Source organism: Dactylosporangium fulvum (genome assembly GCF_025137375.1).
GTDB classification, from domain to species: domain Bacteria; phylum Actinomycetota; class Actinomycetes; order Mycobacteriales; family Micromonosporaceae; genus Dactylosporangium; species Dactylosporangium fulvum.
Genome location: NZ_CP073720.1, coordinates 9,208,735 through 9,234,998, shown reverse-complemented (window position 1 = coordinate 9,234,998; position 26,264 = coordinate 9,208,735). Strand labels below are relative to the sequence as shown.

The window sequence follows — 26,264 nt, the reverse complement described above, 5'->3', positions numbered from 1 at the left end:
GTGCTGTGGCCCTGCACGCCGTTGCTCACGGGCCGTTGTGCTGTCCGAGGCCAGCCGAGGAGGCATGGCCGGTCGATGAGCCGGTCTGGCCGAGGAAGCCACGGCCGAGCGGGAAAGCCGGGCCGGCGAAGGCGTCGGAAACAGGAACCGGGCCCGGAGCCGCCGAAAGGAACGGCGGCGACCGGGCCCGGTCTCCTCGCGGCTACGCCGCGGACGCGTCCTTGGCCCTTGCCTTCAGGGCGCGGACGATGCCGTCGCGGCCCTCGCCGACCAGGCGGCGCAGCGGGGCCGGGCGGCCGGGCTCGGCGAGCCAGGCCTCGGTGCGGGCCACCGTCTCCTCGCCGATCTGGAACGCGGGGTAGCCGAGCTCCACGAACTCCGCGGCGGGCTCGCTGTCCCGGTTCTCCCACACCGTCATCAGGGCGTCGAAGTAGGCGGCCGAGTACGGCGCGGTGAGGGCCGTCTGCGCGGAGTGCTGGAAGCCCTGCAGCATCGAGCGCTGCAACCAGTTCGGCAGCTGGTGGTCCTCGACCAGCCTGCGCCAGGTCTCGGCCTTCGACTCGGCCGTGGGGACGAGGGCGCGGGCCAGGGCGGCCTGGCGCTCGCCGCTCGCGGTGCGGTCGCGGTCGAGTTCGCTCTCGATCTCGGCCGGGTCGGCGGCGCCGTTGGCGATGAGGGCGTGCAGGATGCCCCAGCGGAGGTCGGCCTGGATGGTGAGGCCCGCGGGAACGTCCTCGCCGCGCAGCCAGCCCGACAGCACCGCCAGGTCCTCGGGTGTCCGAGCGGCGGCGGCGAACGAGCGCGCCCACGCCAGCTGGAAGCCGCTGCCCGGCTCGGCGTCGCGCAGGGCGGCGCGGGCCGTCGCGGCGATCTGGGCCCAGCCCTGCGGTGACCATGCCGGGTCGGCGTAGAAGACCAGCGCGGACTGGGCCTGACGGATCGTCGCCGTCACCAGGTTGATGTCCTTCTCGGCCGGCAGGCCGACGGTGACCAGCTTGACGTAGTCGCGGGCGGCCAGCTCGGCGTCGCGGACCATGTCCCACGAGGCCGACCAGACCAGGGCGCGAGCCAGCGAGTTGTCGAGGCCGTCGATGTGCTCGACCACGGTGGCCATGGAGCGCGGGTCGAGGCGGAGCTTCGCGTACGTCAGGTCTTCGTCGTTGAGCAGCAGCACGTCGGCGGCCTTGCGGCCGACCAGCGCGGTGATCTCGGTCCGCTCGCCGTCGACGTCCGCCTCGATCAGCTCGCGACGGACCAGACCGCCCTCGACCAGGTCGTAGAGGCCGATGCCGATGCGGTGGGTGCGCAGCGTCGGGTAGGCGGCCGGGGCCTCCTGGCGGACGATCACCCGCTCGTAGGTGCCGTCGGCGCCGATCGTCAGCTCCGGGCGCAGCGTGTTGACCTGGGCGGTCTCCAGCCACTGTGCGGCGAACTTGCGCAGCTCCTTGCCGCTGGCGGTCTCCAGCGCCGACAACAGGTCGTCGAAGGTCGCGTTGCCCCACTGGTGCTGCTGGAAGTAGGCGCGCAGGCCGGTGCGGAACGCGTCGATGCCGACGTACGCGACGAGCTGCTTGATGACGCTCGCGCCCTTCGCATACGTGATGCCGTCGAAGTTGACCTCGACCGCCTCGACGTCGGGCATCTCGCAGTACACCGGGTGGGTCGAGGACAGCTGGTCCTGCCGGTAGCCCCAGTTCTTGCGCACGGAGAGGAACGTCGTCCACGCGTCCTTGAAGCGGGTCGCGTGCGTGTTGCACCAGTGGCTGGCCCACTCGGCGAACGACTCGTTGAGCCACAGGTCGTCCCACCAGCGCATGGTCACGAGGTCGCCGAACCACATGTGGGCGAGCTCGTGCAGGATCGTGTTGGCGCGCTGCTCGTACTCGAAGTCGGTGACCGGCGAGCGGAAGATGTAGTGCTGCTCGGCGTGGACGACGCAGCCGAAGTTCTCCATCGCGCCGGCGTTGAACTCGGGGGAGTAGACCTGGTCGTACTTCGGCAGCGGGTAGCGGATCCCGAACTCCTCGTGGAAGAAGTCGAACCCCTGCTTGGTCACCAGGTTGATCTCGTCGGCGTCGAGGTACTGCCGCATCGACTGGCGGCAGAAGACGCCGAGGTCGATGCCGTCGTGCGTGTCACGGACCTCGTGGTAGGGCCCGGCGCACACGGCGGTGATGTAGGTGCTCATGCGCGGCGTGGGCGCGAAGTGGCGGGTGAGGCCCTCCAGGCTCGCCAGCGGCATGTTCGAGATGACCTTCCAGTGCGCCGGCGCGGTGACGTGGAAGGTGAACTCCGCCTTGAGGTCGGGCTGGTCGAAGCACGCGAAGACCCGCTGCGCGTCGGCCGTCTCGAACTGGCTGTAGAGGTACACCTCCTTGTCGACCGGGTCGACGCTGCGGTGCAGGCCCTGGCCGGTGGTCGAGTACGCACAGTCGGCGTCGACGACCAGCACGTTGTCGGCGGCGAGCCCGGTCAGCCGCAGTCCGTCCTCGGTCGACCAGCCCGAGATGTCCAGCGGCTCCCCGTTGAGGGTGGCGCTGCGCAGGCTTGCGGCGGCGATCTCGATGAAGGTGCCGGCACCCGGCTCGTGGCAGGTGAACCGCACCTCGGTGATCGACCGGAACGTGCCCTCGCCCGGATGGCCGGCGCCATCCGTCAGGTCGAGGCTGATGTCGTACGCCGCGATGTCGAGCAGGTGGGCCCGCTCGACCGCCTCGACCTGGCGTAGGTTGCGTACACCGGCCACGTGTCGTCTCCTGTCGTATCGCTGTGGCCGTCCCCGTCGACGGCGTCACCCCGAGTCTTCCATGTTCCAGGACGACACTGGAGGAGTGGCTCAGGTCACCTCCTGTCCGGGTGGTATGGATCGCGGCCCAGGAGTAAGGATCGAACCGAATTTCCGACTCTTTCACTAGAGAGGTGATCGTCCCGTGTCCGAAGATCGTGTCATCGCTGACATGTGGTTCGACCCACGCTGCCCATGGGCCTGGATCACGTCTCGTTGGCTCCTCGAGGTGGAGCAGGTCCGTCCGGTGGACGTGCGGTTCCACGTCATGAGCCTGTCCATCCTCAACGAGGGCCGCGACGAGTTGCCGGAGAAGTACAAGGAGGGTCTGGCAAAGGGTTGGGGGCCGGTGCGCGTGGCGATCGCCGCCGAGCAGAAGTTCGGCAACGAGGTGCTCCGCCCGTTCTACACCGCGCTCGGCACCCGCATCCACCACGAGAAGCAGGAGCTGGGCGAGGAGCTCTACCGCGCCGCGCTCACCGAGGCCGGCCTGCCCGCCGGGCTCGCCGAGTTCGCGGAGTCGACCGAGTTCGACGCGCAGTTGCGTGAGAGCCACTTCGCCGGGATGGACCCGGTGGGCATGGACGTCGGCACTCCGGTGATCCACGTCCCCGGCGTCGACGGCAAGCTCATCGCCTTTTTCGGCCCCGTCGTCACCCCCACGCCGCGGGGTGAGGCGGCCGGTCGCCTATGGGACGGCACCCTGCTCGTCGCCGGCACGCCGGGCTTCTACGAGCTCAAGCGCACCCGCGATGTGGGACCTTCGTTCGACTGAAGTGTAGGCTGCCTACCTGTGCGGCGGTTCTTCACACCTCGGTGGGTGCTCTGGCATGTCCTGGCACTCGCCGGGGTGGCCGTCTGCATGTTGGCGGGTTGGTGGCAATACGAGCGGGCGACGGCGGGCAACATGCTCAGCTGGGCCTACACCGTGCAGTGGCCACTCTTCGCGCTGTTCGTCGTCTTCCTCTGGGTCCGGGCCGTGCGCGACGCCCGCGGCGTCAGCGAGCCCAAGCCCGCGCCGCCGCCCTTGCGCCCGCTGAAGGCGCCGGTGCCCGTGCGGCACGACGACGATCCAGAGCTGGCCGAATACAACCGCATGCTCGCCTGGCTCGCCGCCAACCCTGACCGACGTCCCAGCGACTTCCCCGGATGAGGTACATGTCCGCGACGCCCTTGAACCCCGCCCTCACCCGCTACCGGGTCATCGCCTGGATCGTCGGTGTGCTGCTGATCGTGCTGACGGTCGGGACGGTCCTGAAGTACACGACCGAGGACGAGACCCTCGTGGCGCTCGTCGGGCCGGCACACGGCTTCCTCTACATGGTCTATCTGGTGCTCGCCGCCGACCTGGCCCGGCGGGCGAAGTGGACGCTGGGCTTCACGGCGTTGATCCTGCTCGCCGGCACCGTGCCGTTCCTGTCGTTCGTCGCCGAGCGGGTCGTCACCCGGCGGGTGCAGGCCGCCTCAGCCTCCAGCCCGGTACGCAGCACCGTGTGAGTCCACGCAGTGCGGGTCGTCCTCGCAGTGGTCGACCTGCAGCGTGGTGTGGCCGATGTCCCACCGCTCGCGCAGGCGGGTCTCGATCGCGGCCCGCACCGCATGGCAGTCACCCTCCTGCGCGACCAGCACATGTGCCGACAGCGCCGGATAACCCGAGGTGACCTGCCACACGTGCAGGTCGTGCAGCTCGACCACACCCGGCACCGCGCACAGCTCCCGGCCGAGTGCCGCCGGGTCCATGCCGGACGGTGCGGCCTCCAGGAAGATGCGGCCGGAGTCGCGGACCAGCCCGAGCCCGGAGCGGATCATGAGCGCGGCCACGACCAGTGACGCGATCGCGTCCGCCCGGTAGAACCCGGTCAGCAGCACCACGAGGCCGGCGACCGCGGCCGCGACGAACGCGAACAGGTCGGTCAGCACGTGCTGGAACGCGCCCTCGATGTTGAGGCTGGTCCGGTTGGCCTTGCCGAGCGCCCAGACCGCGACGAGGTTGACCGCGATGCCGGCCATGGCCGTGGCGACCACCGCGCCGCCGCCGACCTCCGGCGGCGTGATGAGCCGGGCGATCGCCTCGTAGATGATCCAGGCCGACAGCAGCAGCAGGGTCAGGCCGTTGGCCTGCGCCGACAGGATCTCGGCGCGCTTCAGCCCGAAGGTGAACCCGCCCGACGGCGGCCGTGCGGCGAGCCGGGTGGCGAACAGCGCCAGCGCGATCGCCGCGGCGTCGGAGAGCATGTGCGCCGCGTCCGAGAGCAGGGCGAGCGAGCCGACGAGCAGGCCGATGACCACCTCGACCGCCATGAAGCTCACGATCAGCACGAGGGCGACCGTCAACCAGCGCCGGTCGGCGTCCTTGCGCGGCCCGTGATCGTGGTCGTGACCCATGCACCCATCTTATGCGTAGTTGACTATATGAAGCAGCTGCCTGAGCGTTTCCTCATCCCCGATCCGGGGCAACCTAAGCCTGCGGCGCCAGACGCGAAGGGAGCACGACGGTGGGCATGGAGATCCGGCTTTCGCTCTCGCTGCCGCGCGATCGGTCGACCGTCCCGCTCACCCGTCGGGTCCTCGACGCCGCCCTCGCCGTCGTCGCCGTCACCAAGGACTGCCGGGAGGACATCGGCCTGGCCGTCGGCGAGGCGTGCGCCAACGCCGTCCAGCACGCCACGGCGGGCGCCGACTACGAGGTCACCGTCACCATCCAGGACGACCGGTGCATCATCGACGTCGTCGACGACGGCCTCGGCATGGAGTCGACCGCCGTGCCGGAGGCTCCGCCCGACGCCGAGACCGGCCGTGGCCTGCGCATCATCCACGCGCTCGCCGACATGGTCGAACTGCGCCGCCGGCAGCCCGGCGGCGTGGCGCTGCGGATCGTCAAGCTGCTGACCCGCTTGCCCGCCACCGTGTGAGGTTTCGAGGTACCCCCAGTTCGTGCCCGAAGCGCGACCGAGTCGTGCCCGGGCCGTCGCGCGTACCGTTCTCTGGAATTCGCACAGCCGGTGCGACACCGGCGCACGCGGGAGCCGTTGCCCTGTGTGCAATGACACTGTCGTCATGGGGAGGCCGGAGATGACCACCGTCAGCTCGACCACGCGCTGGACCGTCCAGGAGCGGGCCTGGAAAGAGGAATTGCCCGACCTGCCCGACGAAGTCGCCGCGCTGCTCGCGCCGCCGGTCGTGGTGAGTGCCTCCGCGTGGGCCGCCCCCGTCCCGGCCGACTCCGCGCCGGCGCTCGCACTCGTGCGCACCCCGAAGCTGCTCGCACCGGCGGCGCCGTCCCGCAACGCGCGGCGCCGCACTGCGGGACGGGCGGTGCCCCGTGCCGCGGCCCGGATCGCCTGAGCTATAGCGTTCTGTACATGACGGTTGCGTACCCGATCGCACACGCCTGGCTGTCCACCGGAGGCACCGGCGCGCAGAACTACGACGAGTTCGCCGACGACGCGGAGATCACCGAGATCATCGCGGCCAACCCGGCCAGCGCGCTGGCGGTGGAGATGCCGCACCGCGCGCCCGGGAGCGTCGGGAGAGCGTTCCTGGACTGCCTGCCCGACGCCGTGGCGCGCCTGCAGGCCGCCAAGGACGACGGCCACTACGTGTCGGCCGGCGACGTGGTCGTCCTCTACCGGATCACCGCGCCGGACGGCGCCCGGGCATATGGCCTGTGGTGCATGGTGGCGACCGACCAGATCTCCACGAGCGCCGACGAGCCGGGTGCGGTCATCCGCAACGAGGACGTCTTCATCGAGAAGGTCCGCGAGCGGGTCGCGCTGGCGGAGGCGACGAAGCACCTGCTGTCGCCCGTACTGCTGCTGCAGACCGCGCAGGGGGAGGCACTGCACACGGCGCTGGCCCAGGCCGTCACCGACGCCGGGAGCCCGGCCGTCGTCGACACCGACCCGGCCGGCCGCGCACACGAGATCTGGGCCGTCGGCGCCGGCGCCACCCGGGACCGGCTGCTGGCACTCGCCGGCGGCGGCGAGCTCGTCGTCGCCGACGGCAACCACCGCAGCCTCGCCGCGCAGACCGCCGGCTACCCGCGCTTCCTCGCCGTCATCACCACGCCCGAGTCGGTGGCGATCCAGCCCTACAACCGCCTCGTCTCGGAGCTCACCGCGCCGCTGGACGCTCTCGAGCTGGAGCCGCTGACCGGTCCGGCCGGGGTGCCGGCGACCGGCGGGCGGGTGCACCTCTACACGCGTGAGGGCGCGTGGTCGGCGGAACTGCCCCGGGTGGCGGAGGCGGGCGTCGTGGACAACCTCGACCACGCCCTCGTCGAGCGGCGGCTCTTCGCCGAGACGCTCGGGCTGGAGCCGGGGGACAAGCGCATCACGTATGTCGGCGGGGACTACCCGGCGGAGTGGCTGCGCGGTGAGGTCGACGCCGGCCGGGCCGAGCTCGCCGTGCTCGTCGCGCCGGTGACCGTCGACGACTTCGTCGCCGTGAACCTGGCCCGGCAGAAGATGCCGCGCAAGAGCACCTGGTTCACCCCCAAGGCCCGCGCCGGTCTCGTGGTCGCACAGCTCGACTGAATTTCATCGGGTCACCCGATCGTGGTAGACACTAGGCCGCTTGTTCTTCGCGGCCTGGGGTGTGCACATGATGTTCTTCGTCGCGGCCATGGTGGCCGCCTGTGGCGTCGGCGCCTTCGCCGCGGCGGCCCTTGTCTGGGACCGGCGGAGGCACTGGCAACTCACGCCGGGCGCCACCGCCGCCTGGGTCGGCGGGCTCGTCCTGCTCGGCGCGGTCTTGGTGACGGGTTCGTGTCTGGGCCTGATCCGGTTCTGACAGACTGCCGGGTATGCGCGTCTACCTTGGTTCGGACCATGCCGGCTACGAGCTGAAAGTGCACCTGGTCTCCGCTCTGGGATTGCAGGGTTACGAGGTCGTCGATGTCGGGCCGGCGAAGTTCGATCCCGACGACGACTACCCCGCCTACTGCTTCCACACCGGTGCCCGGGTCGTCGCCGACGAGGGCAGCCTGGGCGTCGTGATCGGCGGATCGGGCAACGGCGAGCAGATCGCCGCGAACAAGGTTCCCGGCGTCCGGGCCGCCCTGGCGTGGAACCTCGAAACCGCCCAGCTCGCCCGCGAGCACAACAACGCCAACGTCGTCGCGATCGGCGCCCGCCAGCACACCATCGACGAGGCGACGACCCTCGTGTCGGCGTTCCTGACGACCGCGTTCTCCGGCAACGAGCGGCATACCCGCCGGATCGCCCAGGTCGCGGAATATGAGAAGGCGCACGTCCTCCCGCCGCTGCCGGAGGACTGACAGGTCAGCTGGTCGGGGACCGGCGGCCCGGGCGGGCCAGTTCTTCGCGGGGCACCCAGCCACGGCGGATGATCTGGAGGTCCCGCTCGGCCGCCGCCAGATCCTCGTCGGTCGGCCGGGCCGCGTCGCGGGCGCGCATGGCCGCCGAGACACTCACCTGCGAGGCGCCCCCGCCGACCAGGCCGCGCAGGCCACGCTCCGACACCACCTCGTCGTGGTGGTGATGGTGATGGTGGTGGTTCGGCTCGTGGTGATGGTGGTGGTCCGCGTCGTGGTCGTCGTCGCGGCCGGCGCGGGCGGGTTGCGGCTCGTGGTCGGCGACCTCCGGGTCGTGCACGCTCGCCGTCATCGCGAACGCCCCCGACAGCTCAGCCAGGTGGTGCGGCGACGGCCGCGGCGGCTCGCCGCCGTCCGTGGCCTTGGTCCCGGTGGCGGGCGTCGGCTCGCCGGTCGCACCGCCCGCGCCGGACACGCCGCCGTCGTCCGTGCCGGCCGGAGCGGGCGGGCCGGGGCGTGCGGTCGGATCGCTGCCTGCGCCCGCCTGCGAGGCCGGGCTGCCGCTCGCACCGCCATGTGCGGCCGGTGCACCCGATGTCGGCACCGGCGGGTGCAGCGGCGGCCGCGGGATCGGCGGGTGCGGCTTGACGGTCACGGGCGCCGGGCTCGTCGGCGCTGCCTCGGGAGTGCCGGCCATTTCCTCGGAGGCGTCCTCCTCGGAAGCGTCCGGGGCCGGGTCGTCGACGGGGGTGGCAACCGGGTCAGGCGTCACCGGCTGATGCTGCCGCATACGGCGCCGTCTGCGCTGGATCCCACCCACGCCACAAACCCTACCGCCTCCCGGCCACCCCGCCGAGCATCAGAAGATCTCGATCGACGACGGGGTCACGTGCCAGCCGAACGCCGTGCTCGTCGCCGCCACCGCGCCGGGGCGGTGCTCGACCACGCGGCCGTTCAGCGCCAGCATGCCGAGCTTCGTCCCGCCCAGGTACGCCGCGCCGAGGTCGGCCACGTCCAGCGTGAGGTCCGGCGCCGAGTCGACCCGGGCGCAGTTGACCAGGGCACCGCCGGCGCCGACGCGTAGCCGCCAGGTGCCCGCGTTCGACGGCAGTAGCGCGTCGGTGACCTCGAGCACCACGTCGACCGGGGCCGCGTACTTCCGGGAGGTCAGCGCCCGGGGCAGGTCCACGATGCGTAGCCACAGGCCGTCGCCCAGCTTGCCGCCCAGCCGGCGCGGCTCGTCGACCAGGTGGAACAGCGGCTCGTCGACGTTGCTCAGGCCGAGGACCACGGTGCGGCTCAGGTCGATGCGGAACAGGAACCGCCACAGCGCCGAGTATGCGACCGGGGTGGCGGCCACCACCTCCGTCACGTTGACCTCGTGCTTGGGGCCGTTGTCGTCCCAGGTGTTGCGGACCTTGAAGCGCGCGTATCCGTCCACGCCGCCGTCCGGGTTCTGGTAGAGGACGGCGCGCGCCGCCGTGTATCCGTCCCGGCGGGACTCCGGGTCGCTCGTCAGGTGAGCCCACCAGGTCTCGTTGCGGCTCGACCAGCCGGGGCGGCCGGGAAGCACACGGTCGTACACCCCGGAAAGCTCTTTGACGACCTCGGAGGGCACCGCGGCGCGCAGCGTGCCGTCCTCCTGGGCCGTGCGGAGGGCGACCTCGCGCCGGTCGATGCGCAGGGTCACGTTCTGGGACGCGAGGCCGTAGCCGAAGCGCTGGTAGATGCGGCCCTCGGAGGCCCACAGCACGGCGATCGCCTCGGGCACTCCGGTCAGCTGCTCCGTCATCATGCGGCGCAGCAGCCCTTTGCGGGTGTGCGTCGCGGCGACGGAGACCGCGGTGACGTGTGCGGCGGGCAGCACGCCACCCGGGATGGCGAGGTCGCGGGTGAGGGCGCCGGTGGACGCGACGACCCTGCCGTCGTGCTCGACCACCAGGTATCTCGGGAATTCGACCACGGTGCGGATCGTGTCGGTGGCGTCGGGTGCGCCCGGCGTGGCGAACGCGTCGAGGATCACGCGGCTGAACGCGTCGAAGTCCTCGGGAGTGGAGGTGCGCAGCACGTAGTCGCTCATCCGGTTGTGTCTACCTCGTGACCTCCACTGAGCGCGACCGATTTGCGCGCTCGTTACTCTCGAATTGTCCGGGGGACAAATTGTTGCTGGGGGGAGTGTCACCATGACGCAGGGTGCATTGCTGGACCTCGTATGTGGTCCGGCGAGCCCTTTGGCGGAGACGTTCCAGCGGTATCGGCTGGTGGCCCACCTGGGCTCGGGCGGCCAGGCCGACGTCTATCGTGCGGTGCGCGTCTGCGGTGGGGTGACCTCGGCGCCGATGACGGTGAAGGTGTTCCGGGTCGACCCGCAGCGCCCGATCGCCGACGAGCTGCGCTCCTGGGACAAGGGTGACGCGGCGCTGATGGACCTGAACAACCGGGGTGTGCCGGGCATCTGCCGCCGGGCGGACGGTTTCTACGGCCCTCCGCCGTACCGGCCCGGCGAGCCGCCGGCGCCCGGTGACGCGGTGCCCTACCAGGTCTACGACTACCTGCACGGAATCAACCTGCGGGAGTACGTGGCCCAGCGGTCCGGGTCCGCCCCCGGTGCGCGCCGGCTGAGCGCTGTCTCCGCGCTGAAGACCCTGGCGGTCGTACTGCAGAATCTGCATCACCCGCAGGAGATCGGTGCCACGCCGGTCCTGCACATGGACGTCAAGCCGTCCAACCTGATGGTGCTCGCGACCGGTGAGGTCCGGCTGATCGACTTCACCGGCGCGCGCTACCACCGCGAGGAGGAGATCACCCAGATCGCCTACACGCCGGAGTCCGGCGGCCCGGAGGCGTTCGGCGGGGTCAAGCACGTCGGCCCGGCCTACGACGTGCACGGCTACGGCGCTGTGGCGTATTTCATGGTCACCGGCGCCTACCCGCGGGTCGACGGCCGCAGCGACCAGCAGGGGCAGCGCCACCAGGACGCTTCGCCCCCGCCGTGGAACGTGCTGCGCCGCCATCCGCTGTTGGAGCGCCTTCCGGCGCTGCGCGACCACCTGCACGCCCCGCTCGCCGACCGGCCCGGTGACCGCCCGGATACCCGCGAGTTGCAGGGCTGGCTGGCCGGCCTAGCAGACCTCGTCCGCCGGGCCGGGCTGCCCGACGTGGGTTGCGACTGGCACGAGCCCGACAGCAGTGAGACCGGCCGCGCCGTCGGCCGGGCGCGGCCGTCCGTGACGGGGACGGAGACCGACGCGTACCAGCGGATCGAACGGCTCGAACGGGAACTCGTCGCCCTGCGTGCGGCCACCTCGGGGGTCACCGCGTTCCACCAGCCCGTGCCGCCGATGCCCGCACCGCCGACCTCAGTCGCGCCCCCGGTCTCGGCGCCGCCCGTCGCCGCGTTCCCGGTCTCCGGTGCGCCCGTCTCGCCCGGTGGCGTCGCGGTCAACTCCGCCGGCGTGCCGCAGATGCGCGGCCGCGCGAAGGTGATCACCCGCCCGGCGCCCGAGCCCACCGGCATGATGGAGGTCGACCCGGTCGAGCCGCCGCGGTACCGTCCCGAGCCGGGCGAGCGCGCCCGCACCCTGAAGCTCGGCTGGGAGTTGACCGGCACCGGCGCGTTCATCGCGTTCATCTGCTGGGGTCTCTGGGCGCTCGACAGCGACGGCAGCCTCACCGGCCCGTTCTTCGCGTTCCTCATGGTCCTGGCGGTCGCGGTCGGCGTGTTCGCGCTGACCCGCCTGCTCGGCCGGCTGGTGCTGGAGCAGCGCTTGGGCCGCGTCCGGCGCACGGCCAAGGGCGCGCACGCCGTCACCGGCCTGTTCCTGACCCTCGCCGGCATCGCGTACCTGCGCGAGGTGGGCTGGTTCATGCGCTTCTACGGGTGGCTGAAGGGCATCATCTGGTGAGGTGGCTCCGCCGGCGGCGGCTCTTCGACGGCGTGCTCGAGGGGCTGGTCAACTTCCGCGACCTGGGCGGCCTGCCGGCGGAGGGTGGCACGGTGCGCCCCGGCGTGCTGTTCCGCAGCGACTCCCTCGCCTATGCGACCCGTGCCGACGTGCACCGGCTCGTCGACGGCCTGGGCGTCACGACCGTGATCGACCTGCGTGGTGAGCACGAGGTGGCGCGGCTCGGCCGGGGGCCGCTGGCCCGCACGCGGGTCGGTTACTATCCGGCGCCGATCGCCGACGTCAGCGGCGCCGACGACCTGGTCGGGCACTACCTGGCGATGCTGGCGGAGAAGGGCGACGTGCTGGCCGGCACGGTGCGGCTCCTGGCCAGCTCCGACGCCCTTCCGGCGGTGTTCCACTGCGAGGCCGGCTGCGACCGCACCGGCGTGCTCGCGGCGGTCGTGCTGGGCCTGCTCGGCGTGCCCGACGACGCGATCGCCGAGGACTACGCGGCCACCGCGGCGGCGATGCCGACGATCCACGAGCGGGTGCGGGTCGTCGTCGAGCGGCTCGGCCTGCCGCCCCGGCCCCTGTCGGTGACGGTCTGGGAGCCGGAGGCGGCGATGATGGCCCACACGCTCGACCTCGTGCGGCAACGCTGGGGCGGCATGGACGGCTGGGCCCGGGAACAGGGCCTGCGCGACGAGGACCTGTCCGCACTCCGCTCAGCGCTCATACTGAGTTGATCTTGCAGTTGCGGGGTCATCCGAAGGCCGCGGCGACGGCGGGTGTCGGGCGGGCGTTGAGCAGGGCGGTGTGCTCACGCTGCGCGGCGTCGAGCAGGGCGGCCCAGGCGTCCTCGCCGATCGGGCAGCGGGTCGGGCGTTCCCCGGAGGCGATGAGCCGCAGCATCTCGGCCGCGAACAGTGCCGGCGGGTTGGCGGTCGGCAGCTCCTTGAGGGCCCGCGCCCCGGCCAGCATCGGCGCGGTGACCTCGTCATAGGCCGTGACGTGCGCCGCCGACTCGGTCAGCGAGGCGCCCCATTCGGTCGCGAACATGCCCGGCTCGACCGCCATGACGTGCACGCCGGTCCCGGCGAGCTCCAGCGCGAGCGTGCCGACCAGGCCCTCCAGCGCGTACTTGGCGGCGGAGTAGGCGCCCAGGCCCGGGCACGCGAGCCGGCCGGCGGTCGAGGACACCATGACGATGTCGCCGTGGCCCTGGGCGCGCATCAGCGGCAGCACCATGCGGGTGAGCCGCCAGGGTGCCACGAGGTTGACGTCGAGCTGGGCGGCGAGCTCGGCGTCGGTGACCTCCTCGACCGCGCCGAAGTGGCCGGCACCCGCGTTATTGACGAGCACGTCGATCCCGCCGTACCGCGCGAGGGCGGCATGGACCGCGTTGTGGCAGTCGTCCGGATCCCGGACGTCGAGTGCGCAGGTCGCGAGCGTCCGCGGATACCGGTCCCGGAGCTCCTCGAGGGTCTCCGGACGGCGCGCCGTGGCCAGCACCTGCTGCCCGGACGCGGCGACCGCCTCGGCGAGCGCGCGACCCAGACCGGTGGAGCATCCAGTGATCAACCAGCGACGAGTCATGTTCGGCATAGTGACTCTCAGTATCCGCGTGAAGACAGACCGAAAACGTGAATGACCGTCATTCAGTGGGGCTTTCCCTCGGAATTCCGCCGTTCGTGTCAGTGCCCCGCGTGGGCCGTACAGTTGGCGGGTGCGCTCGCTGGCGGAGCTGATCACCGACGACCGGTCCGCGTGGGCCGAGATCGAGGCAGCGGTCAGCGGCTCCCCGTGCGCGGTCGAGATCCTGCCGACCGATCCGGTCCGGGCCGCGTCCTGTCTGCAGAAACTCCAGGTCACCACCAACTCGTGGCTGGGCTCGCTCGTCTACCTCAGCGGCGGCCTGGTCGTCGACGAGGGCTGGCTGCGCGTCCTCGGCTCAGGCTCGCCGGAGCACCGCCTGCCCGACATCCACACCGTCAACGCCGGGTTCGAGGGCGCGGGGCTGGTGGTCGCGCAGGACATCATGGGCGGCGAGTTCGTGTGGCGGCAGGGTGACACCGCGCAGTCACCGGGGCCGTCCGGTCAGTCGGGGCAGCCGACGATCCACTACTTCGCACCCGACACGCTGGGCTGGGAGGACGTCGGCCTCGGCTACACCGACTGGCTCTACGCCATGCTCGGCGGCGCCCTCGACCAGTTCTACCGGAGCTGGCGCTGGCCCGGCTGGCAGGACGAGGTCGCCGACTGCCCGCTCGACGCCGGGCTGCACATCCTCCCGCCGCTGTTCACCAAGGAGGGCAAGGAGATCGCCGACTCCAGCCGCCAGCCGGTGCCGATGACCCAGCTCGTGAGCACCCTGCACGACGTCGCGGACCAGCTCGGCACGTGAAGCTCTTCCACGACACCTTCGGCGACGGGCCGCCGGTCGCCCTGCTGCACGGCGGCGGCAGCGGCCGGGCCACCTGGGCGGGCTTCGTCGGCGCGCTGACCGGGTTCCGGGCCGTCACACCCGATCTGCGGGGCCACGGCGCCAGCCCGCGCGCCGCCGGCTATCCGCTGTCCGGATACGCCGACGACGTCATCGAACTGCTCGACGATCTCGGCCTCGACCGCGTGACGCTGATCGGGCACTCCCTCGGCGGCTTCACCGCGTCGCTGGTGGCCCAGCGGCAGCCGGACCGCGTCACGCGGCTCGTCCTGGAGGACCCGCCGGCACCTCCCCGCCACGGCACGGCCTCCGGCGGCTTCTCCCGGGCACGGCTCGCCCTGGCCGGCGTCGCCGGCGGGCTGAGCCTGCGCCGCCGGTTCGACAAGCAGGCACTCCTGTCGGCCATCACCCAGTTGCGTGAGCCGCAGCCGGACTGGTGGGAGGCGCTGCCGGCGATCTCGGCGCCGACCCTGCTGCTGTCCGGCGGCCCGAAGAGCCACATCCCGCCGGCCGGTCTCGCCGCCGTGGCGGAGGCCGTCCCGGACTGCCGGCTGGTGACCGTCCCGGTCGGGCACCGCATCCACAGCACCGCACCCGTGCGATTCCGCGAAACAGTTCTGCCGTTTCTGCGTCCGGATACCTCCGGCGGCACCGACGTCTCTGGTGAGATGCGCTGAGAGAGCGCCAGCCGAGAGGGAGTGGCCGACGTGAAGTACATGATCCTCACCTACGCGTCGCAGCGGGACTACGACGCGATGGCCGGCAAGCCGACCGAGACGGAGTGGGCCGGCGAGGACTTCGCCGCCATGCACGCGTTCATGACGAAGTTCAACCGCGAGCTGGAGGAGTCCGGCGAACTGGTGGAGACCCGCGGCCTGGACGCGCCCGTGCACACCCGCCGGGTCGGTGGCGCACCGGGCCTGGTCACCGACGGGCCCTACGCCGAGACGCAGGAGGTCCTCGCCGGCTACTGGATCGTGGAGTGCGAGAGCTTCGACCGGGCCACCCAGGTCGCCGCCCGGCTCGGCGAGTGCCCGGCGCCGCCCGGTGCGGCCGCCACCGCGTACGCCGACGTGCGGCCCATCGTGGAGTCGTCGGCCGACCTGGGCTTCTGATGGCCCTGCCGGAGGTGTCCGCCGAGGACCTGCTGCGCACCCTGGCGCCGCAGGTCCTCGGCGCCGTCGTGCGCCGCTACGGCCACTTCGACACCGCCGAGGACGCCGTGCAGGAGGCGCTGCTCGCCGCCGCCGTGCAGTGGCCCGCAGACGGCGTCCCCGACGCCCCGCTCGGTTGGCTCATCACCGTCGCGTCCCGCCGCCTGACCGACCTGCTGCGCGCCGACCAGGCCCGCCACCGGCGCGAGGAGACGGTCTTCCGGTGGTCGTTCGACGTGCCGGCGGTGTCCGACACCGACGACTCGCTGATCCTGCTGTTCATGTGCTGCCATCCGGCGCTGAAGCCGGACGCGCAGGTCGCGCTGACCCTGCGCGCCGTCGGCGGCCTCACCACCCGCGAGGTCGCCCGCGCGTTCCTGGTGCCCGAGGACACCATGACCCGCCGGATCTCCCGCGCGAAGCAGCGCATCAAGGCCAGCGGCATCCCCTTCGGCCTGCCGCCGGAGGCTGAGCGGCAGGAGCGTCTGGCGGCGGTACTGCACGTGCTGTACCTGATCTTCAACGAGGGCTACACCAGCACGTCCGGCCCGTCGCTGCACCGCGCCGACCTGTCCACCGAGGCCATCCGCCTGGCGCGCATGGTCCACCGCCTCCTGCCCGACGACAGCGAGGTCGCCGGCCTGCTCGCCCTCATGCTCCTGACCGACGCCCGCCGCCCGGCCCGCGCCACCCCCGACGGCGCGCTCGTCCCGATGGCCGACCAGGACCGCAGCCTGTGGGACGCCAGGATGATCGAGGAGGGCGTCACGCTGATCACACAGGCCCTGCCGCGGGGCGCCACCGGCCCGTACCAGCTCCAGGCGGCGATCGCGGCCATCCACGACGAGTCGCCGGACGCGGCGTCCACGGACTGGCCGCAGATCGTCGCGCTCTACGAGCTGCTCATGCGCATCGCCCCGAACCCGATGGTGGCGCTCAACCACGCGGTGGCCGTGACCATGGCGTCCGGCCCCGGTGCGGGGTTGCCGCTGCTCGACGGCCTGTCGGCGCTGAAGTCGGATCACCGCCTCCACGCCGTGCGCGGCCACCTGCTGGAGATGTCGGGCGACACCGCGGGGGCGCGTGAGGCCTACCTGCTGGCGGCGAGCCTGACGAGCAGCCTCCCGCAGCAGCGGTACCTCAACACGCGGGCCGCCGGCCTGTCGTGACCCCCGCCCGTTCGGGACGTTCCGGCGGTTGCGGGCACGTTCCGGGCGTTTCCGCAGGTCAATTCCTTGATTGAATGACGTTCGAACGTATGTTCGGTTATCGTCTGCGATCATGGAAACTTGCACTGCGGTGAAGGTGACCCCGACGGCGGCCGGCGACGTGGAGGTCCGGTGCGCCAAGCCCGCCGACCACGTGACCCGCGGCGACCTCCAGCACGAGGCCCGGCTCGGCGCGTTTCCGGTCCGCTGGCGATCTTCCTGACAAGATCCCGGAAGGTCAGACGATTAGGTGTCTGACCTGGGGGTAGGGGTGAGAGCGGGCGAAGGGAATCGAACCCTCACCGTCAGTTTGGAAGATCTTCCCGGCCCGGAGGGTCTGTCCGGATTTGCGTGGTGACGTTGCGGTTCTCACCGCCCGCTCATGCCCGTTCGTGACCCCTGGTGGACACGGTTACTGGCACGCCTCTGGCACGTTCGATCTTGGGCTAAATCTCCCGAGCGAGCCGCCGCGCCGGCCGATGCCGGCGCGTGCGCCGCCAGCAGGCCGAGCGCGAGCGGCGCTCATCTCAGTGGCCCCGTTCCCGCCCCCAGATGGCCGTGGCGGGCCTAGCGACCCTCCCGTATGCCGTCGTCCACCCTCAGGGGGAGCAGACCGGCGTCGGGTGGGCCAGGCTCGCCGCAGGCGACCGCGAAGCGGCTCGGCCTGGCCCACCCGACGCCGGTCTGCTCGGCTCGGCCTGGACGACGGTGCGGGAGCGAAGCGACCTCCCCCGGAGCCAGAGGCCCCGTCGGAGACCCGCCGGAGGCAGACCGCAACTACACGCGGAGTAGGCAGGGAGCGAAGCGACCGGTGTCGGCGGGAGCAGCGGCCAGCACCACGACGGACATACGACATATGAGTGGGTCGATTCGGGTTCGACCGTCGCCTTACCGGTCAGAGCTGAAATCCGCGAAGCGTCTGCTTCAACCTGTACGCTTCCGCCATGAAAGCCCCCGGCTGGAGCGCACTGGCTGCATGGGTCGCGTTGGCAATAAGTCTCGTCAACGTCTGGTACAGCGTCGTGCGACTATGGCTAAAAGAGCGAAAGGCAAGCCCGTCGGCTGACCTTGAGCTGCTGCATTACGTCTCCGCCAACGGCCCGACGGAGGAGGTTCGTGTCGTGATTACGAACCACGGACCGGCCACGATGAGGCGTGTTGATGTCCAGGTGTTTGACGAAGATGGGCAATCACTTGAGTTGGCCGACGAATCGGTGTCGGCACTTTGGCCTAAGATGCCGATTGAGTTGCTGCATGTCGGGCAGTCTCTGTATCTGACACTGGACATGGCGCTTGGAACGCGGGACCCACGTGCGGTGCTGATTCGGTGGCAGGACGGACGTCGACCAGGCCAATCTCGGTGGAGTGCCCTCTCGTATAACCGGAGGGCGTGAATCTGGGCCTCTGGGTAGGTCGGCCCTGCGCCTCGCGGAGCGAGGCGTCTTGACTTTAAAGAGCCGAATTCGGCAACAAGCCGTCTTTCAGTGCAAGCCTAGATGGCGGCGCGTAGCAGCCGGTCGATGTCGTCCTGGCGGATCTCTCCATGTGTTTCCCGATACTGCTCTGTCGTTGTCTCGATGAGGAAGTCGTTCCATTGCTCGCGGACCCCCTGTGCCTCGTCATACTGCTGGGCACCTTCCAGTGCCTCCATCAGCATTTCGAGCGAGTGGCGCACGGCGTAAAATCGTCCGGGGTTTTCGACGTAGGACATTGCGTTCAGTTTGACGGTGACCGTAGCTAGCTCGATCGCGTCGTTGAAACGCTTCTGTCGCAACGCAAGTTGGGTTAGAGCGTAGCTGTTTGAAGATACTGTCGAACCGTCTGGCAACTTGGGTTGAGTGCCCAACCGTGCCTCAATTGAATCGGCCTTTCGGATGGCGTCGATAGCACCACGGAAGTTGCCGATATCCATCAGATGGTGAGCTAAGTCCGCCAGCGCTCCACTCAACTCATTTTGCGCCCTCTCATACCGGCCTGTCGCTCTTCGGCGCTCAATCTCAATTGCCCGTCTTCCCACGGAAACGGATTCCTGAGCGACGCGTACCGCTTGTGCGGCTTGCCCTGACGAGCAGAGTGCCCTTCCCAGATTCCTAAGAGATATCCCCAGATCGAAGTAGTATATTTCGTTGATTGATGCCAAGCGTCGCCAAACCCTGATGGCTGCGCGGCCTACCCGAACTCCTTCGTCGTGCATGCGGCATTGGTTCACATAGTTTCCGCAGTGGCTCAACGCAATCGCAAGGTTGCCCAAGTCGCCTATTTGCTCCGCTGCGTCATGTAGCGCGCGACAAATTTCGGCGGCTTCCGCCGTGACGGCGAAGGCTCGGGGCCATTGCGAAACGTACCCTAGATATCGGCCGTAATTAAGAAGCTCAACCGAGAACTTGTGATATCGACGGCCCGTTGGGGATGCAAGAGTGCTTTGCGCGACAGCGTCTATCTTCGTTGTAAAGAGCCTTCTTCGATCCTCGACTATCACAGCGCTCAGCGCCTCAAGGATAAACGCGAACCGGTTGTCTCGATCATCAGGGATCTCCGCCCGCGCACGTTCGGCCTGGCTTGCCAGTGTCTCGGACGGCGCGCAAACCGACAATGCCGCTCTTAGCGAATACATGAATCGGACTTCAGCGGGTTGTTGAACCAATTCGCGAGTGAGGAACACGAGATTTGCCGTCACGAAGGCTGCGGTTGCTGTTCTAACTTCCTGCTCGGTCTCCGATGCCATGCTGAGGAGATGGAACATTCGGTCACGATATTGCGCGTTCAATTCGGACGACGAGTTGACGGATTCGATAAGTGCGGAAAGCTGTGGTGTGGTTTCAAGGAGGCGGGCAACGAGCAAATCCGGGCCGATCGCTTCAAGGACGCCGCTGGGAGTTGCGAACATGTCCTGAAGCCAAAATGCGGCCTTACTTCGATCGTCAACTGTGCTAACAGTCGGTACGGCCTCAATGATTGCGGGAAGGTCTGCGAGTCGGGGCCGAAGTAGCGACGTGATCGCCACCAGTTGTCGCGCTACCGTCGAGTGAAGACCCTGAAGTTTATGCTTCGGAAGATACGACTCCCACCGCTGCCGCTCTCTTGCGAGAAGGGCAGAGAATACGGAGGTTCTTGACTGAGTGAAGTCTTGTGCGCCCTCTTGGTTTTTGTAAGCAAGCAGGGCGGCAATGTGCACTTCAAGCGTAGACGTGAAATCGCTTAGATCGATGTGCTGGGATTCAATTCGTGGTGCTTCTAGGATGTCGGCGTAAGAATTTAGCGCTGCATCGAGCTGACCTATCAAATGAGACTCGTCATCATCTTTTGATTCGAGGTCAATATCGAGATCGAGAAGCTCACCCGCCATTGATCTACTTGCATGATCCAGGTCGTCCCACCAAGAACCGAGCGTACGTTCGAGCAGTAAGAGTCTGATTTTACCCACGCCCCGCCCGGCGATGACAACGATATTGAGTAGCTCCTTTAGCTGTGCTACGTATCTCGAAGGATAGTCAAGTACAAGCAGTGTTGAGCGTCCGGAAGCTTCTTCAGGCGAGAATCGTTTGGCTTCTTCCATATTGAGAAACCCGGCGTCCCAATTTGCTTCCGCTAGTTCCCTGGCGAATTCCGCCCCGAGTCGCGTCTTGCCGCTTCCGCCGGCACCTCGAATAATTGCCACGCTTACGGCGTGCTCGCTTTCCGCCCATGCGAAAAGCTCCCTTAGTTCGTCATCCCTTCCGGTGAACGCGACGGTTGCGTACCTCGGCTCAAGTAGCCAGGAATCTGGGTAACGGGCTGGAAGCGACACGTACGGCGGACGAAGTATCGCTGTGTCATCGGTGATTATTTCCAGGTGAGGCGTGCCTACCAGCTCGTTAAATTGAGGATCGGACAAGAGGTCGGCGATGGCTACTGCCTCAAGTCGGTTCCCATACGCTGTATCGGCGGTAGCGACGATCCCAACCAGTCGTTGGCCGGGTGAAGTAAATACCGGACTTCCCGATATGCCTGACCAGGGGGATCCCTGTGAAATTCGACTTATCGTTGGACTGCCGGTCAATGAGGCGATGGCGAGGCGTCCGGCCTTCTGTGAGACTCCTGGAACAAGAATGCCAATTACCGTATCGGTATCGCGGACCCCGTCCGATGACGCGTGGGTATTTGGAAATCCGGTTGTCCTGCAGAGTTGCGGGATTTTGGATGCCACTCGTGCCCACCTAACGGAATGCCGACCGAAAGGTGGGGGGGAATTCATGGACACCCGGATTAGAGCGGCGTCGGTACTGTCATTTCCGCGCCAAACCACTTGGGCAGCGAACCATTCATCTGACCCCAGAGGCCTTACCCGAATCTCGTCGCTCGCCTCGACGACATGTCTGGCGGTGAGCACCAAGTCGGCACTGACCAGATAGCCAGTGCCGAATTTTCGTGCGGCGATCTCAACGAGCGATTGCATTTCCATGAATGCGCGCTGCTATCTTAGATTCGGCGGCAGGTCGTCAGACACCTGAACCTTGCCGTTTCCTTGAGTTTGAGGCTTAAGTACTAGCTTGACTTTCTGTGTGGCGTTCTTGTATCCCTCGACTGCCGCTTTTGCGGTTAGAACACCCCAGAATCCGCCCCCCACTTCAGCTTTCCCGGTGGCGCCAGCTACTATTTGGAGCTCCAGTTCAATTGTTTCGACATCAAATCTTAGACCCTCGTCGGTCGCCTGTTCGACTGCGGCGAGCAGTTCGGTTCTTAGCTCACCGATGGCTTGTGTTAGGGGAATGTAAGGCGGTTCCATTGACGGATTGTCCATTCAGTTCTGATGAAACGAAGGTCATCATGTGGCCGAAGATTGCGACATGGTAGCACCAGGTTTCCCTCGAATCGGTACCCTATCCTTGCCTGACGTTTGCAACTTTCGTCGGCGGCGATCACTCCCAAACTGGCCCCGCCGCTAGCCGCCGCTGTCTGGCATAGTTCAGGTATGGTGTTAGGTTCGGTTGGTGAACGGATCGCCGCTTACCGGCGGAGACGTGGTCTCAGCCAGGCCGCATTGGCTGGGCTCGTCGGCCGATCTGAGTCGTGGCTCTCGCAGGTAGAGCGTGGCGTTCGCTCTGTTGACCGGCTGTCAGTCCTCTTGGATCTGGCCAAGGTCTTGCACGTGGATGTCGAGGCGCTTACCGGACAGCCGTGGCAGTTCGCCCCGAACGGAAGTCCGGCTGTCGATAGGCTTGACGCAGTACGGCAGTTCTTTGCCCGGTATGACAGCCTGCTCGGTATAAATCCTGACGTCCAGGTCGACGTGGCCGACGTACGTCAGCGGATCGACGACGCGCATCGCGCCTACCAGGCTGCCGAGTACGAGCGCGTCATTGAGGTGCTGCCGGCGGTGCTCTCGTCGGCGGATTTGCTCCGGTCGTTTGGATCTGGCGACGTTCGGCGGGGCGCGCTGGCCAGCTACGTCAGTGCCTACGCCATGGCGGCGAAGTTGCTCACCAAGATGGGTGCTGCTGACCTTGCGCTGCTGTCGGCGGACCGGGCGGCCTTAGCCGCGACCGACGTCGAGTTGGTGGAGTCGCGTGGTCTGGCTGCCTACCAGGTGGTGTGCGCGCTGCTGCGGGCGGATCGCGCCGAGGACGCCGAACGACTCGCGGTACGGATGGCTGAAGTGGTCAACCGCGATGCTCGACCGGAACAGCCCGAGATCACGTCCGTGGCCGGCTCGTTGTGGCTCATCTCCGCAGTGATCGCCGGACGCCGTACCGACCGCGGCGAGGCATGGCGCCGGCTGGACCGCGCCGAGACGCTCGCCACGATGCTCGGGCGGGACGGCAACTATGCCTGGACCGCATTCGGCCCGACGAACGTGGCCATTCACCGCGTGTCGGTAGCGGCCGAGCTGGGCGATCCAGCTGAGGCAATCCGGGCGGCGGATGTCGTTGACCCGGACCGGCTACCGGATGGGCTCAAGAGCCGGCAGGCGCAGGTTCATCTCGATCTGGCGTGGGCGCAGGTTCAGCGCAAGCGTGACGCCGATGCGTTGCTGCATCTGATGGAGGCGGAGCGAACGGCGCCGGAGATGGTGCGGTACAACGTCATGGCTCGTGAGCTGGTGCGGGAGATGCTGGCGCGGCAGAAGAAGTCGAAGACGAGTGCCCTGCATCGGTTGGCGGTTCGGGCGGGTGTGCTGGACTAGCGGGTGTGGCTGATCGCTCAGTGACGCTCGTCGTGTGCGGTGCTCCGTTGACGCTGCGCACATCCGACCTGGTGAACGCCTTCCTCGGTGCGGGTTGGTGGCCGCGTGTGGTTGGCACGTCCGCGGCCCGGGACTGGCTGAACGCGGATGCCGTCAAGCGGCTGACTGGGCAACCGCCACAGTTCGACTACCGGGCGCCGACATTGGAGCGCCGGGCCGATCCGCCGGCAGCGCTCGTGGTGTGCCCGGCCACGTTCAACACGATCAACAAGGCTGCTGCCGGAGCCATGGACACCTACGCGCTCGGACAGTTCTGCGAGGCGATCGGCATGGGGCTGCCGACGGTCGTGGTGCCGATGGTGAACGACAAGCTCTGGGGCCACCCGGTCTGGGCGGCAAGCCTCGATGTTCTGCGCGGGGCCGGTGTGCGCCTAGTCGACATCCACACCGGGCAGCTCGGCGCGGCGCCGACCAAGTCCGGCACCGGACCCGAGGTCATGGAACGCTTCGACCCAGCCTGGCTCGTCGCCCAGGTCGACGCGCTCATCGGCGGCTGACAGCCGCGTTCTCAGGATCCGCAACCCGCACAAAAGTGCGGGTTGTTTCGCGTTGCGGGGTGATCACTCGGTGTTGCCGCACGATTTCTCGTAGCAGCGAGCCTTGCGCATCCCTCGATCCGCAGCCCTCACGCGGTGGATCGGTCGCCCAGCGCGCAGGGACACGATCGTGAGGAGGACGGCGACCCATGGGGAGCGCCGAGAGCGTCGATCAGGCCGACCGGTGCGGTGCGTGTGCCGGGTTCGGGTGGGTGTACGTCACGGCCAAGCTCTCCCTCGCCACCGGCGGGGAGCGTGGAGCGCGGGCCGGGCGTAGCCGGCGGGCGTGTCGGGTCTGCGGAGATCCGAGCGTCGATCTGGACGGGGCGGCCTCGTGAGCTGGCACCGGGGCGGGTGCTGGACCCGGCCCGCCCGTGGGCCGTCGAACGCCCGCCCGCCTCGGTGCCGTTCCACCGGATCGGGGTATCGGTGATGTACGTCCCGGAACCCGGCCACATCGTGTGGGCCTGGATACGCCCGTCGCTCGAAGAGGGTGCCGGCGGGCGAGCGGCTCGGATCAAGGTCCGGGCCGTCGACACCGACCCTGCGCTCGGTGATCGCGTGCGGCTGTCGGGCGCCGAGCTCGATCCGGTGTACCGGCCGACCGGTGAGGTCTCCGTCCTCGTTGAGCCCGACCGCCTCTGGCCGGTCGCGACGGAAGGGGACGAGTGAACGATGGCTGAGCCGGTTCTCTACACCGAACGGTTCTACCGCGCCGCCGAGCGCCATCGGGTATGCCGACCTGACTGGACCTGCGCAGAGTGCGGCTGCCGCTGGCCGTGTCTGACGGCCCGGCTGCTCATCCGGCACCGCATGAGGGGCTTCTACGACCTGGTTCGAGCCGCGACGGCCGGGCAACTGCGGGTAGCGGATACAGAGATCGGCAGGCACTCAGGGCACAAGCTGTACCGGCAGTTCACCGTCTGGACCCACCGCAACCTGGTGTGCGGCGTCTGCGGCAGTGATCGGCATGTCGCTCTGCCCGGGGTACCTCCACGGCTGTACCGGTGCGACGGCATACGGGCGCTCATGGCCGGAGAGACGTCGTGACGGTGTACCTCTCCACCGACGCACGCGACCAGGTCAACGCCGCTCAGGAGGAACTCAACCGCCACTCGCTGACGCTCAACGGCAGCATGTGTACCGCCTGCGGCATCGAGGGTCCGTGCTCACCGCGACGCGCGGCGCTCCGGACGCTGAACCGCTATGGCCGGCTCCCGCGACGTCGGCCAGGTGCGTCGAGACCTGAGCGGCTGTCGGCACGGGCCATGGGCGGATCTGGCTGGTTCGGATAGCTGACGGTGGTCTGACAGTCCACTTGTGCACTCATCGTTAACTCACTACGGTCTTGTCTTAACAAGTAGCGATCAGGCGAGGGCGGTTCCGCGTGCTGAACCTCGAACCGAGGACTCCGAAGTACGTCCGGGTCCTCAACACGTTGCGGCAGCGCATCGAAGGCGGGACGTACAAGCCGGGTGCCGCGCTGCCCTCGGAGAACCAGCTCGCCGCGGAGTTCGACGTCTCGCGACCCACCGTGCTCAAGGCTCTGGCGTACCTCAAGCAGGACGGCTGGATCGAGTCGCAGCAGGGCAAGGCGAACTTCGTCCGGGGCAAGCCGACCGCACGCCGGACCGTGCCGCCGCACGCTCACGGCGCTCTGCATCTGGATGAGGTGGCCGAAACCGAGCTGCTCGCCGTGGCGCCGGTGCTCGCCGACCGGCGGGTTGCGTCGATCCTCGCCGTCCCCGAGGGGACGCCGGTGTTCCAGCGGAAACGCCGGACGACCGCGGAGGAGGGTGCCGTCGACCTGGTTACGGTGTGGCTGCCGATCGACGTGGCCGCCGGCTCCGACGCGACGAAGCCGGAGCCGATCGCCGGGAGCCTGCTCGACCATCTCGCGCAGCGCAAGAGCGTCCGTGGGGACTATGCAGTCGAGTGGACATCTGCGCGTCGGCCGACAGTCGAGGAGGCGCAGCTCCTCGACATCAGTGCCGATGAACCTGTGCTCGCGGTGACCATCGCCGTGCACACTGCGCGCGGCGACCTGGTCCTCGCCGTCGACGTTGTGCTGCCGGGTAACCGGCATGAGATCGAGGACACGTACCCGCTGTCCTGACAGGCATCGAAGAAATCTTGCGCCCGAGCCGTCGGCTCGGGCGCTTCTTCGTTGCTGGTCAAGGGTGCAAGTGGCTACTTGACTGATAGGCATATCTCGAATTACTCATTGGCATGTGTTTACAAGTGCTCCTACTGTTGCAGCTAAGTGCACAAGCCAATGGAGGTTCCCCTTGCTCCCCAACTCTGTCCGGTACCCGGTGCCGTTCGAGTACGCGTTCCCCGCTGGGGCTCTGTTCCTCGGCGTCGACAAGCAGACCGACTTCGACAAGCTCCGCGAGGACGACAACCAGGCCCGTGACGAGCACGGTGTCCGTCTGTGGGTGGTCACGGTGATCGACCAGGACCCGGAGGCGACGAAGTTCGGCAGGTCGCCGCAGGTGAAGGTGAAGATCGCGGCGGCGCATCAGCCCGTCCCGCCGGCGCCGATTCAGGTGGCCGGGATGTCCATCACGCCGGTCGCGTTCACCGACCTGATGGTCACGCCGTACACCGACACGTCCGGCTGCAAAGGAGATCGGCAGCCGCATCGGTGCCGTGCCCGGCTGGCCTGGTCGTACCGCGCCTCGGGCATCGTCGCCCCGGCCGAATTCGCCGCTGCCGCTGCTGCCTGAACCGCGCTGTTGCGCGGGGCGGGT

The 26,264-nt window shown here is 68.6% G+C and carries 29 protein-coding genes and 1 pseudogene; 23 read left to right on the top strand and 7 right to left on the bottom strand.

All coding sequences use genetic code 11. The annotated features are described in order from the left end of the window. Window positions 1-202: 202 nt before the first annotated feature. Complete coding sequence (gene pepN, locus Dfulv_RS42470; protein ID WP_259859472.1) at window positions 203-2,746, bottom strand: aminopeptidase N; 2,544 nt, start codon at window positions 2,744-2,746, stop codon at window positions 203-205. Between the two features lie 211 nt (window positions 2,747-2,957). Here pepN and Dfulv_RS42465 point away from each other — a divergent pair, with 211 nt between their 5' ends. From Dfulv_RS42465 to Dfulv_RS42455, 3 genes are read left to right on the top strand one after another with little or no spacing between them, the layout of a single operon-like run. Beyond that, a complete protein-coding gene (locus tag Dfulv_RS42465) occupies window positions 2,958-3,560 on the top strand; it encodes a DsbA family protein (RefSeq protein ID WP_259869263.1) in 603 nt (200 codons plus the stop codon). A 45-nt stretch (window positions 3,561-3,605) separates the two neighbouring features. Further along, complete coding sequence (locus Dfulv_RS42460) at window positions 3,606-3,938, top strand: hypothetical protein (RefSeq protein WP_319805726.1); 333 nt, start codon at window positions 3,606-3,608, stop codon at window positions 3,936-3,938. 20 nt (window positions 3,939-3,958) lie between these two features. After that, complete coding sequence (locus Dfulv_RS42455) at window positions 3,959-4,282, top strand: DUF3817 domain-containing protein (protein ID WP_259869256.1); 324 nt, start codon at window positions 3,959-3,961, stop codon at window positions 4,280-4,282. Here Dfulv_RS42455 and Dfulv_RS42450 read toward each other — a convergent pair. Further along, window positions 4,250-5,170 carry a cation diffusion facilitator family transporter gene (locus Dfulv_RS42450; RefSeq protein ID WP_259859470.1) on the bottom strand — a complete coding sequence of 307 codons (921 nt, stop codon included), beginning with the start codon at window positions 5,168-5,170 and terminating at the stop codon, window positions 4,250-4,252. The two genes, Dfulv_RS42455 and Dfulv_RS42450, sit on opposite strands and share 33 nt — an antisense overlap. Before the next feature lie 116 nt (window positions 5,171-5,286). Between Dfulv_RS42450 and Dfulv_RS42445 the strand changes: the two genes are divergently transcribed. The 5 genes from Dfulv_RS42445 (at window position 5,287) to Dfulv_RS42425 (ending at window position 8,063) form a co-directional block, all read left to right on the top strand. Then, entirely contained in the window at window positions 5,287-5,697 is a 411-nt protein-coding gene (locus Dfulv_RS42445; RefSeq protein WP_259869245.1) for an ATP-binding protein, read from the top strand. 160 nt (window positions 5,698-5,857) lie between these two features. Further along, window positions 5,858-6,130 carry a hypothetical protein gene (locus tag Dfulv_RS42440; RefSeq protein WP_259859469.1) on the top strand — a complete coding sequence of 91 codons (273 nt, stop codon included), beginning with the start codon at window positions 5,858-5,860 and terminating at the stop codon, window positions 6,128-6,130. 17 nt (window positions 6,131-6,147) lie between these two features. Continuing rightward, entirely contained in the window at window positions 6,148-7,320 is a 1,173-nt protein-coding gene (locus Dfulv_RS42435) for a DUF1015 family protein (protein ID WP_259859468.1), read from the top strand. A 40-nt stretch (window positions 7,321-7,360) separates the two neighbouring features. Continuing rightward, window positions 7,361-7,576, top strand: a complete 216-nt coding sequence (locus tag Dfulv_RS42430; protein ID WP_259859467.1) for a hypothetical protein — start codon at window positions 7,361-7,363, stop codon at window positions 7,574-7,576. Between the two features lie 13 nt (window positions 7,577-7,589). Beyond that, window positions 7,590-8,063 (top strand): ribose-5-phosphate isomerase, encoded by a 474-nt coding sequence (locus Dfulv_RS42425; RefSeq protein WP_259859466.1) that lies wholly within the window; start codon window positions 7,590-7,592, stop codon window positions 8,061-8,063. Between the two features lie 4 nt (window positions 8,064-8,067). Here Dfulv_RS42425 and Dfulv_RS49010 read toward each other — a convergent pair whose 3' ends face one another. Then, entirely contained in the window at window positions 8,068-8,832 is a 765-nt protein-coding gene (locus tag Dfulv_RS49010; RefSeq protein WP_406567877.1) for a hypothetical protein, read from the bottom strand. Window positions 8,833-8,919: 87 nt separating this feature from the next. Then, window positions 8,920-10,140: a GNAT family N-acetyltransferase gene (locus Dfulv_RS42415; RefSeq protein ID WP_259859465.1), complete on the bottom strand. Its 1,221-nt coding sequence runs from the start codon at window positions 10,138-10,140 to the stop codon at window positions 8,920-8,922. A 103-nt stretch (window positions 10,141-10,243) separates the two neighbouring features. On the opposite strand from Dfulv_RS42415, the gene Dfulv_RS42410 reads away from it, so the two are divergent. Continuing rightward, window positions 10,244-11,965 (top strand): serine/threonine protein kinase, encoded by a 1,722-nt coding sequence (locus Dfulv_RS42410; RefSeq protein ID WP_259859464.1) that lies wholly within the window; start codon window positions 10,244-10,246, stop codon window positions 11,963-11,965. After that, entirely contained in the window at window positions 11,962-12,693 is a 732-nt protein-coding gene (locus tag Dfulv_RS42405) for a tyrosine-protein phosphatase (protein WP_259859463.1), read from the top strand. The genes Dfulv_RS42410 and Dfulv_RS42405 overlap by 4 nt, the downstream gene beginning before the upstream one ends. A 16-nt stretch (window positions 12,694-12,709) precedes the next feature. On the opposite strand, the gene Dfulv_RS42400 is transcribed toward Dfulv_RS42405, so the two are convergent. Then, complete coding sequence (locus Dfulv_RS42400; RefSeq protein WP_259859462.1) at window positions 12,710-13,543, bottom strand: SDR family oxidoreductase; 834 nt, start codon at window positions 13,541-13,543, stop codon at window positions 12,710-12,712. 130 nt (window positions 13,544-13,673) lie between these two features. On the opposite strand from Dfulv_RS42400, the gene Dfulv_RS42395 reads away from it, so the two are divergent. The 6 genes from Dfulv_RS42395 to Dfulv_RS42370 all read left to right on the top strand — a co-directional run bounded on the left by Dfulv_RS42395 (window position 13,674) and on the right by Dfulv_RS42370 (window position 18,146). Continuing rightward, a complete protein-coding gene (locus Dfulv_RS42395; RefSeq protein ID WP_259859461.1) occupies window positions 13,674-14,351 on the top strand; it encodes a DUF2625 domain-containing protein in 678 nt (225 codons plus the stop codon). Then, window positions 14,348-15,067, top strand: a complete 720-nt coding sequence (locus tag Dfulv_RS42390) for an alpha/beta fold hydrolase (protein ID WP_259859460.1) — start codon at window positions 14,348-14,350, stop codon at window positions 15,065-15,067. The genes Dfulv_RS42395 and Dfulv_RS42390 overlap by 4 nt, the downstream gene beginning before the upstream one ends. Before the next feature lie 39 nt (window positions 15,068-15,106). Then, window positions 15,107-15,505, top strand: coding sequence for a YciI family protein (locus Dfulv_RS42385; protein ID WP_259869237.1), 399 nt, complete (start codon window positions 15,107-15,109; stop codon window positions 15,503-15,505). After that, window positions 15,505-16,713: an RNA polymerase sigma factor gene (locus Dfulv_RS42380; RefSeq protein ID WP_259859459.1), complete on the top strand. Its 1,209-nt coding sequence runs from the start codon at window positions 15,505-15,507 to the stop codon at window positions 16,711-16,713. Before Dfulv_RS42385 ends, Dfulv_RS42380 begins: the two co-directional genes overlap by 1 nt. Window positions 16,714-16,825: 112 nt before the next feature. Beyond that, window positions 16,826-16,975 (top strand): hypothetical protein, encoded by a 150-nt coding sequence (locus tag Dfulv_RS42375; protein ID WP_259859458.1) that lies wholly within the window; start codon window positions 16,826-16,828, stop codon window positions 16,973-16,975. A gap of 721 nt (window positions 16,976-17,696) precedes the next feature. Continuing rightward, entirely contained in the window at window positions 17,697-18,146 is a 450-nt protein-coding gene (locus tag Dfulv_RS42370) for a hypothetical protein (RefSeq protein WP_259859457.1), read from the top strand. 98 nt (window positions 18,147-18,244) lie between these two features. Here the strand turns inward: Dfulv_RS42370 and Dfulv_RS42365 are convergent, their stop codons facing one another. Then, complete coding sequence (locus Dfulv_RS42365; protein ID WP_259869229.1) at window positions 18,245-21,187, bottom strand: trypsin-like peptidase domain-containing protein; 2,943 nt, start codon at window positions 21,185-21,187, stop codon at window positions 18,245-18,247. Between the two features lie 18 nt (window positions 21,188-21,205). Further along, window positions 21,206-21,517, bottom strand: coding sequence for a trypco2 family protein (locus Dfulv_RS42360; protein WP_259859456.1), 312 nt, complete (start codon window positions 21,515-21,517; stop codon window positions 21,206-21,208). 186 nt (window positions 21,518-21,703) lie between these two features. Here Dfulv_RS42360 and Dfulv_RS49005 point away from each other — a divergent pair. The 7 genes and pseudogenes from Dfulv_RS49005 to Dfulv_RS42330 form a co-directional block, all read left to right on the top strand. After that, window positions 21,704-21,832: pseudogene (locus tag Dfulv_RS49005) on the top strand (helix-turn-helix domain-containing protein); the annotation flags it as partial. Between the two features lie 48 nt (window positions 21,833-21,880). Next, window positions 21,881-22,915 (top strand): hypothetical protein, encoded by a 1,035-nt coding sequence (locus Dfulv_RS42355; protein WP_259859455.1) that lies wholly within the window; start codon window positions 21,881-21,883, stop codon window positions 22,913-22,915. A gap of 5 nt (window positions 22,916-22,920) precedes the next feature. Further along, a complete protein-coding gene (locus Dfulv_RS42350; protein WP_259859454.1) occupies window positions 22,921-23,472 on the top strand; it encodes a flavoprotein in 552 nt (183 codons plus the stop codon). Between the two features lie 471 nt (window positions 23,473-23,943). Further along, window positions 23,944-24,183 carry an immunoglobulin domain-containing family protein gene (locus tag Dfulv_RS42345; RefSeq protein ID WP_259859453.1) on the top strand — a complete coding sequence of 80 codons (240 nt, stop codon included), beginning with the start codon at window positions 23,944-23,946 and terminating at the stop codon, window positions 24,181-24,183. Window positions 24,184-24,186: 3 nt separating this feature from the next. Beyond that, entirely contained in the window at window positions 24,187-24,561 is a 375-nt protein-coding gene (locus Dfulv_RS42340) for a hypothetical protein (RefSeq protein ID WP_259859452.1), read from the top strand. A gap of 337 nt (window positions 24,562-24,898) precedes the next feature. Next, window positions 24,899-25,627, top strand: a complete 729-nt coding sequence (locus tag Dfulv_RS42335; protein WP_259859451.1) for a GntR family transcriptional regulator — start codon at window positions 24,899-24,901, stop codon at window positions 25,625-25,627. A 172-nt stretch (window positions 25,628-25,799) separates the two neighbouring features. Continuing rightward, window positions 25,800-26,240 carry a hypothetical protein gene (locus Dfulv_RS42330; RefSeq protein WP_259859450.1) on the top strand — a complete coding sequence of 147 codons (441 nt, stop codon included), beginning with the start codon at window positions 25,800-25,802 and terminating at the stop codon, window positions 26,238-26,240. The last annotated feature ends 24 nt before the right edge of the window (window positions 26,241-26,264 follow it).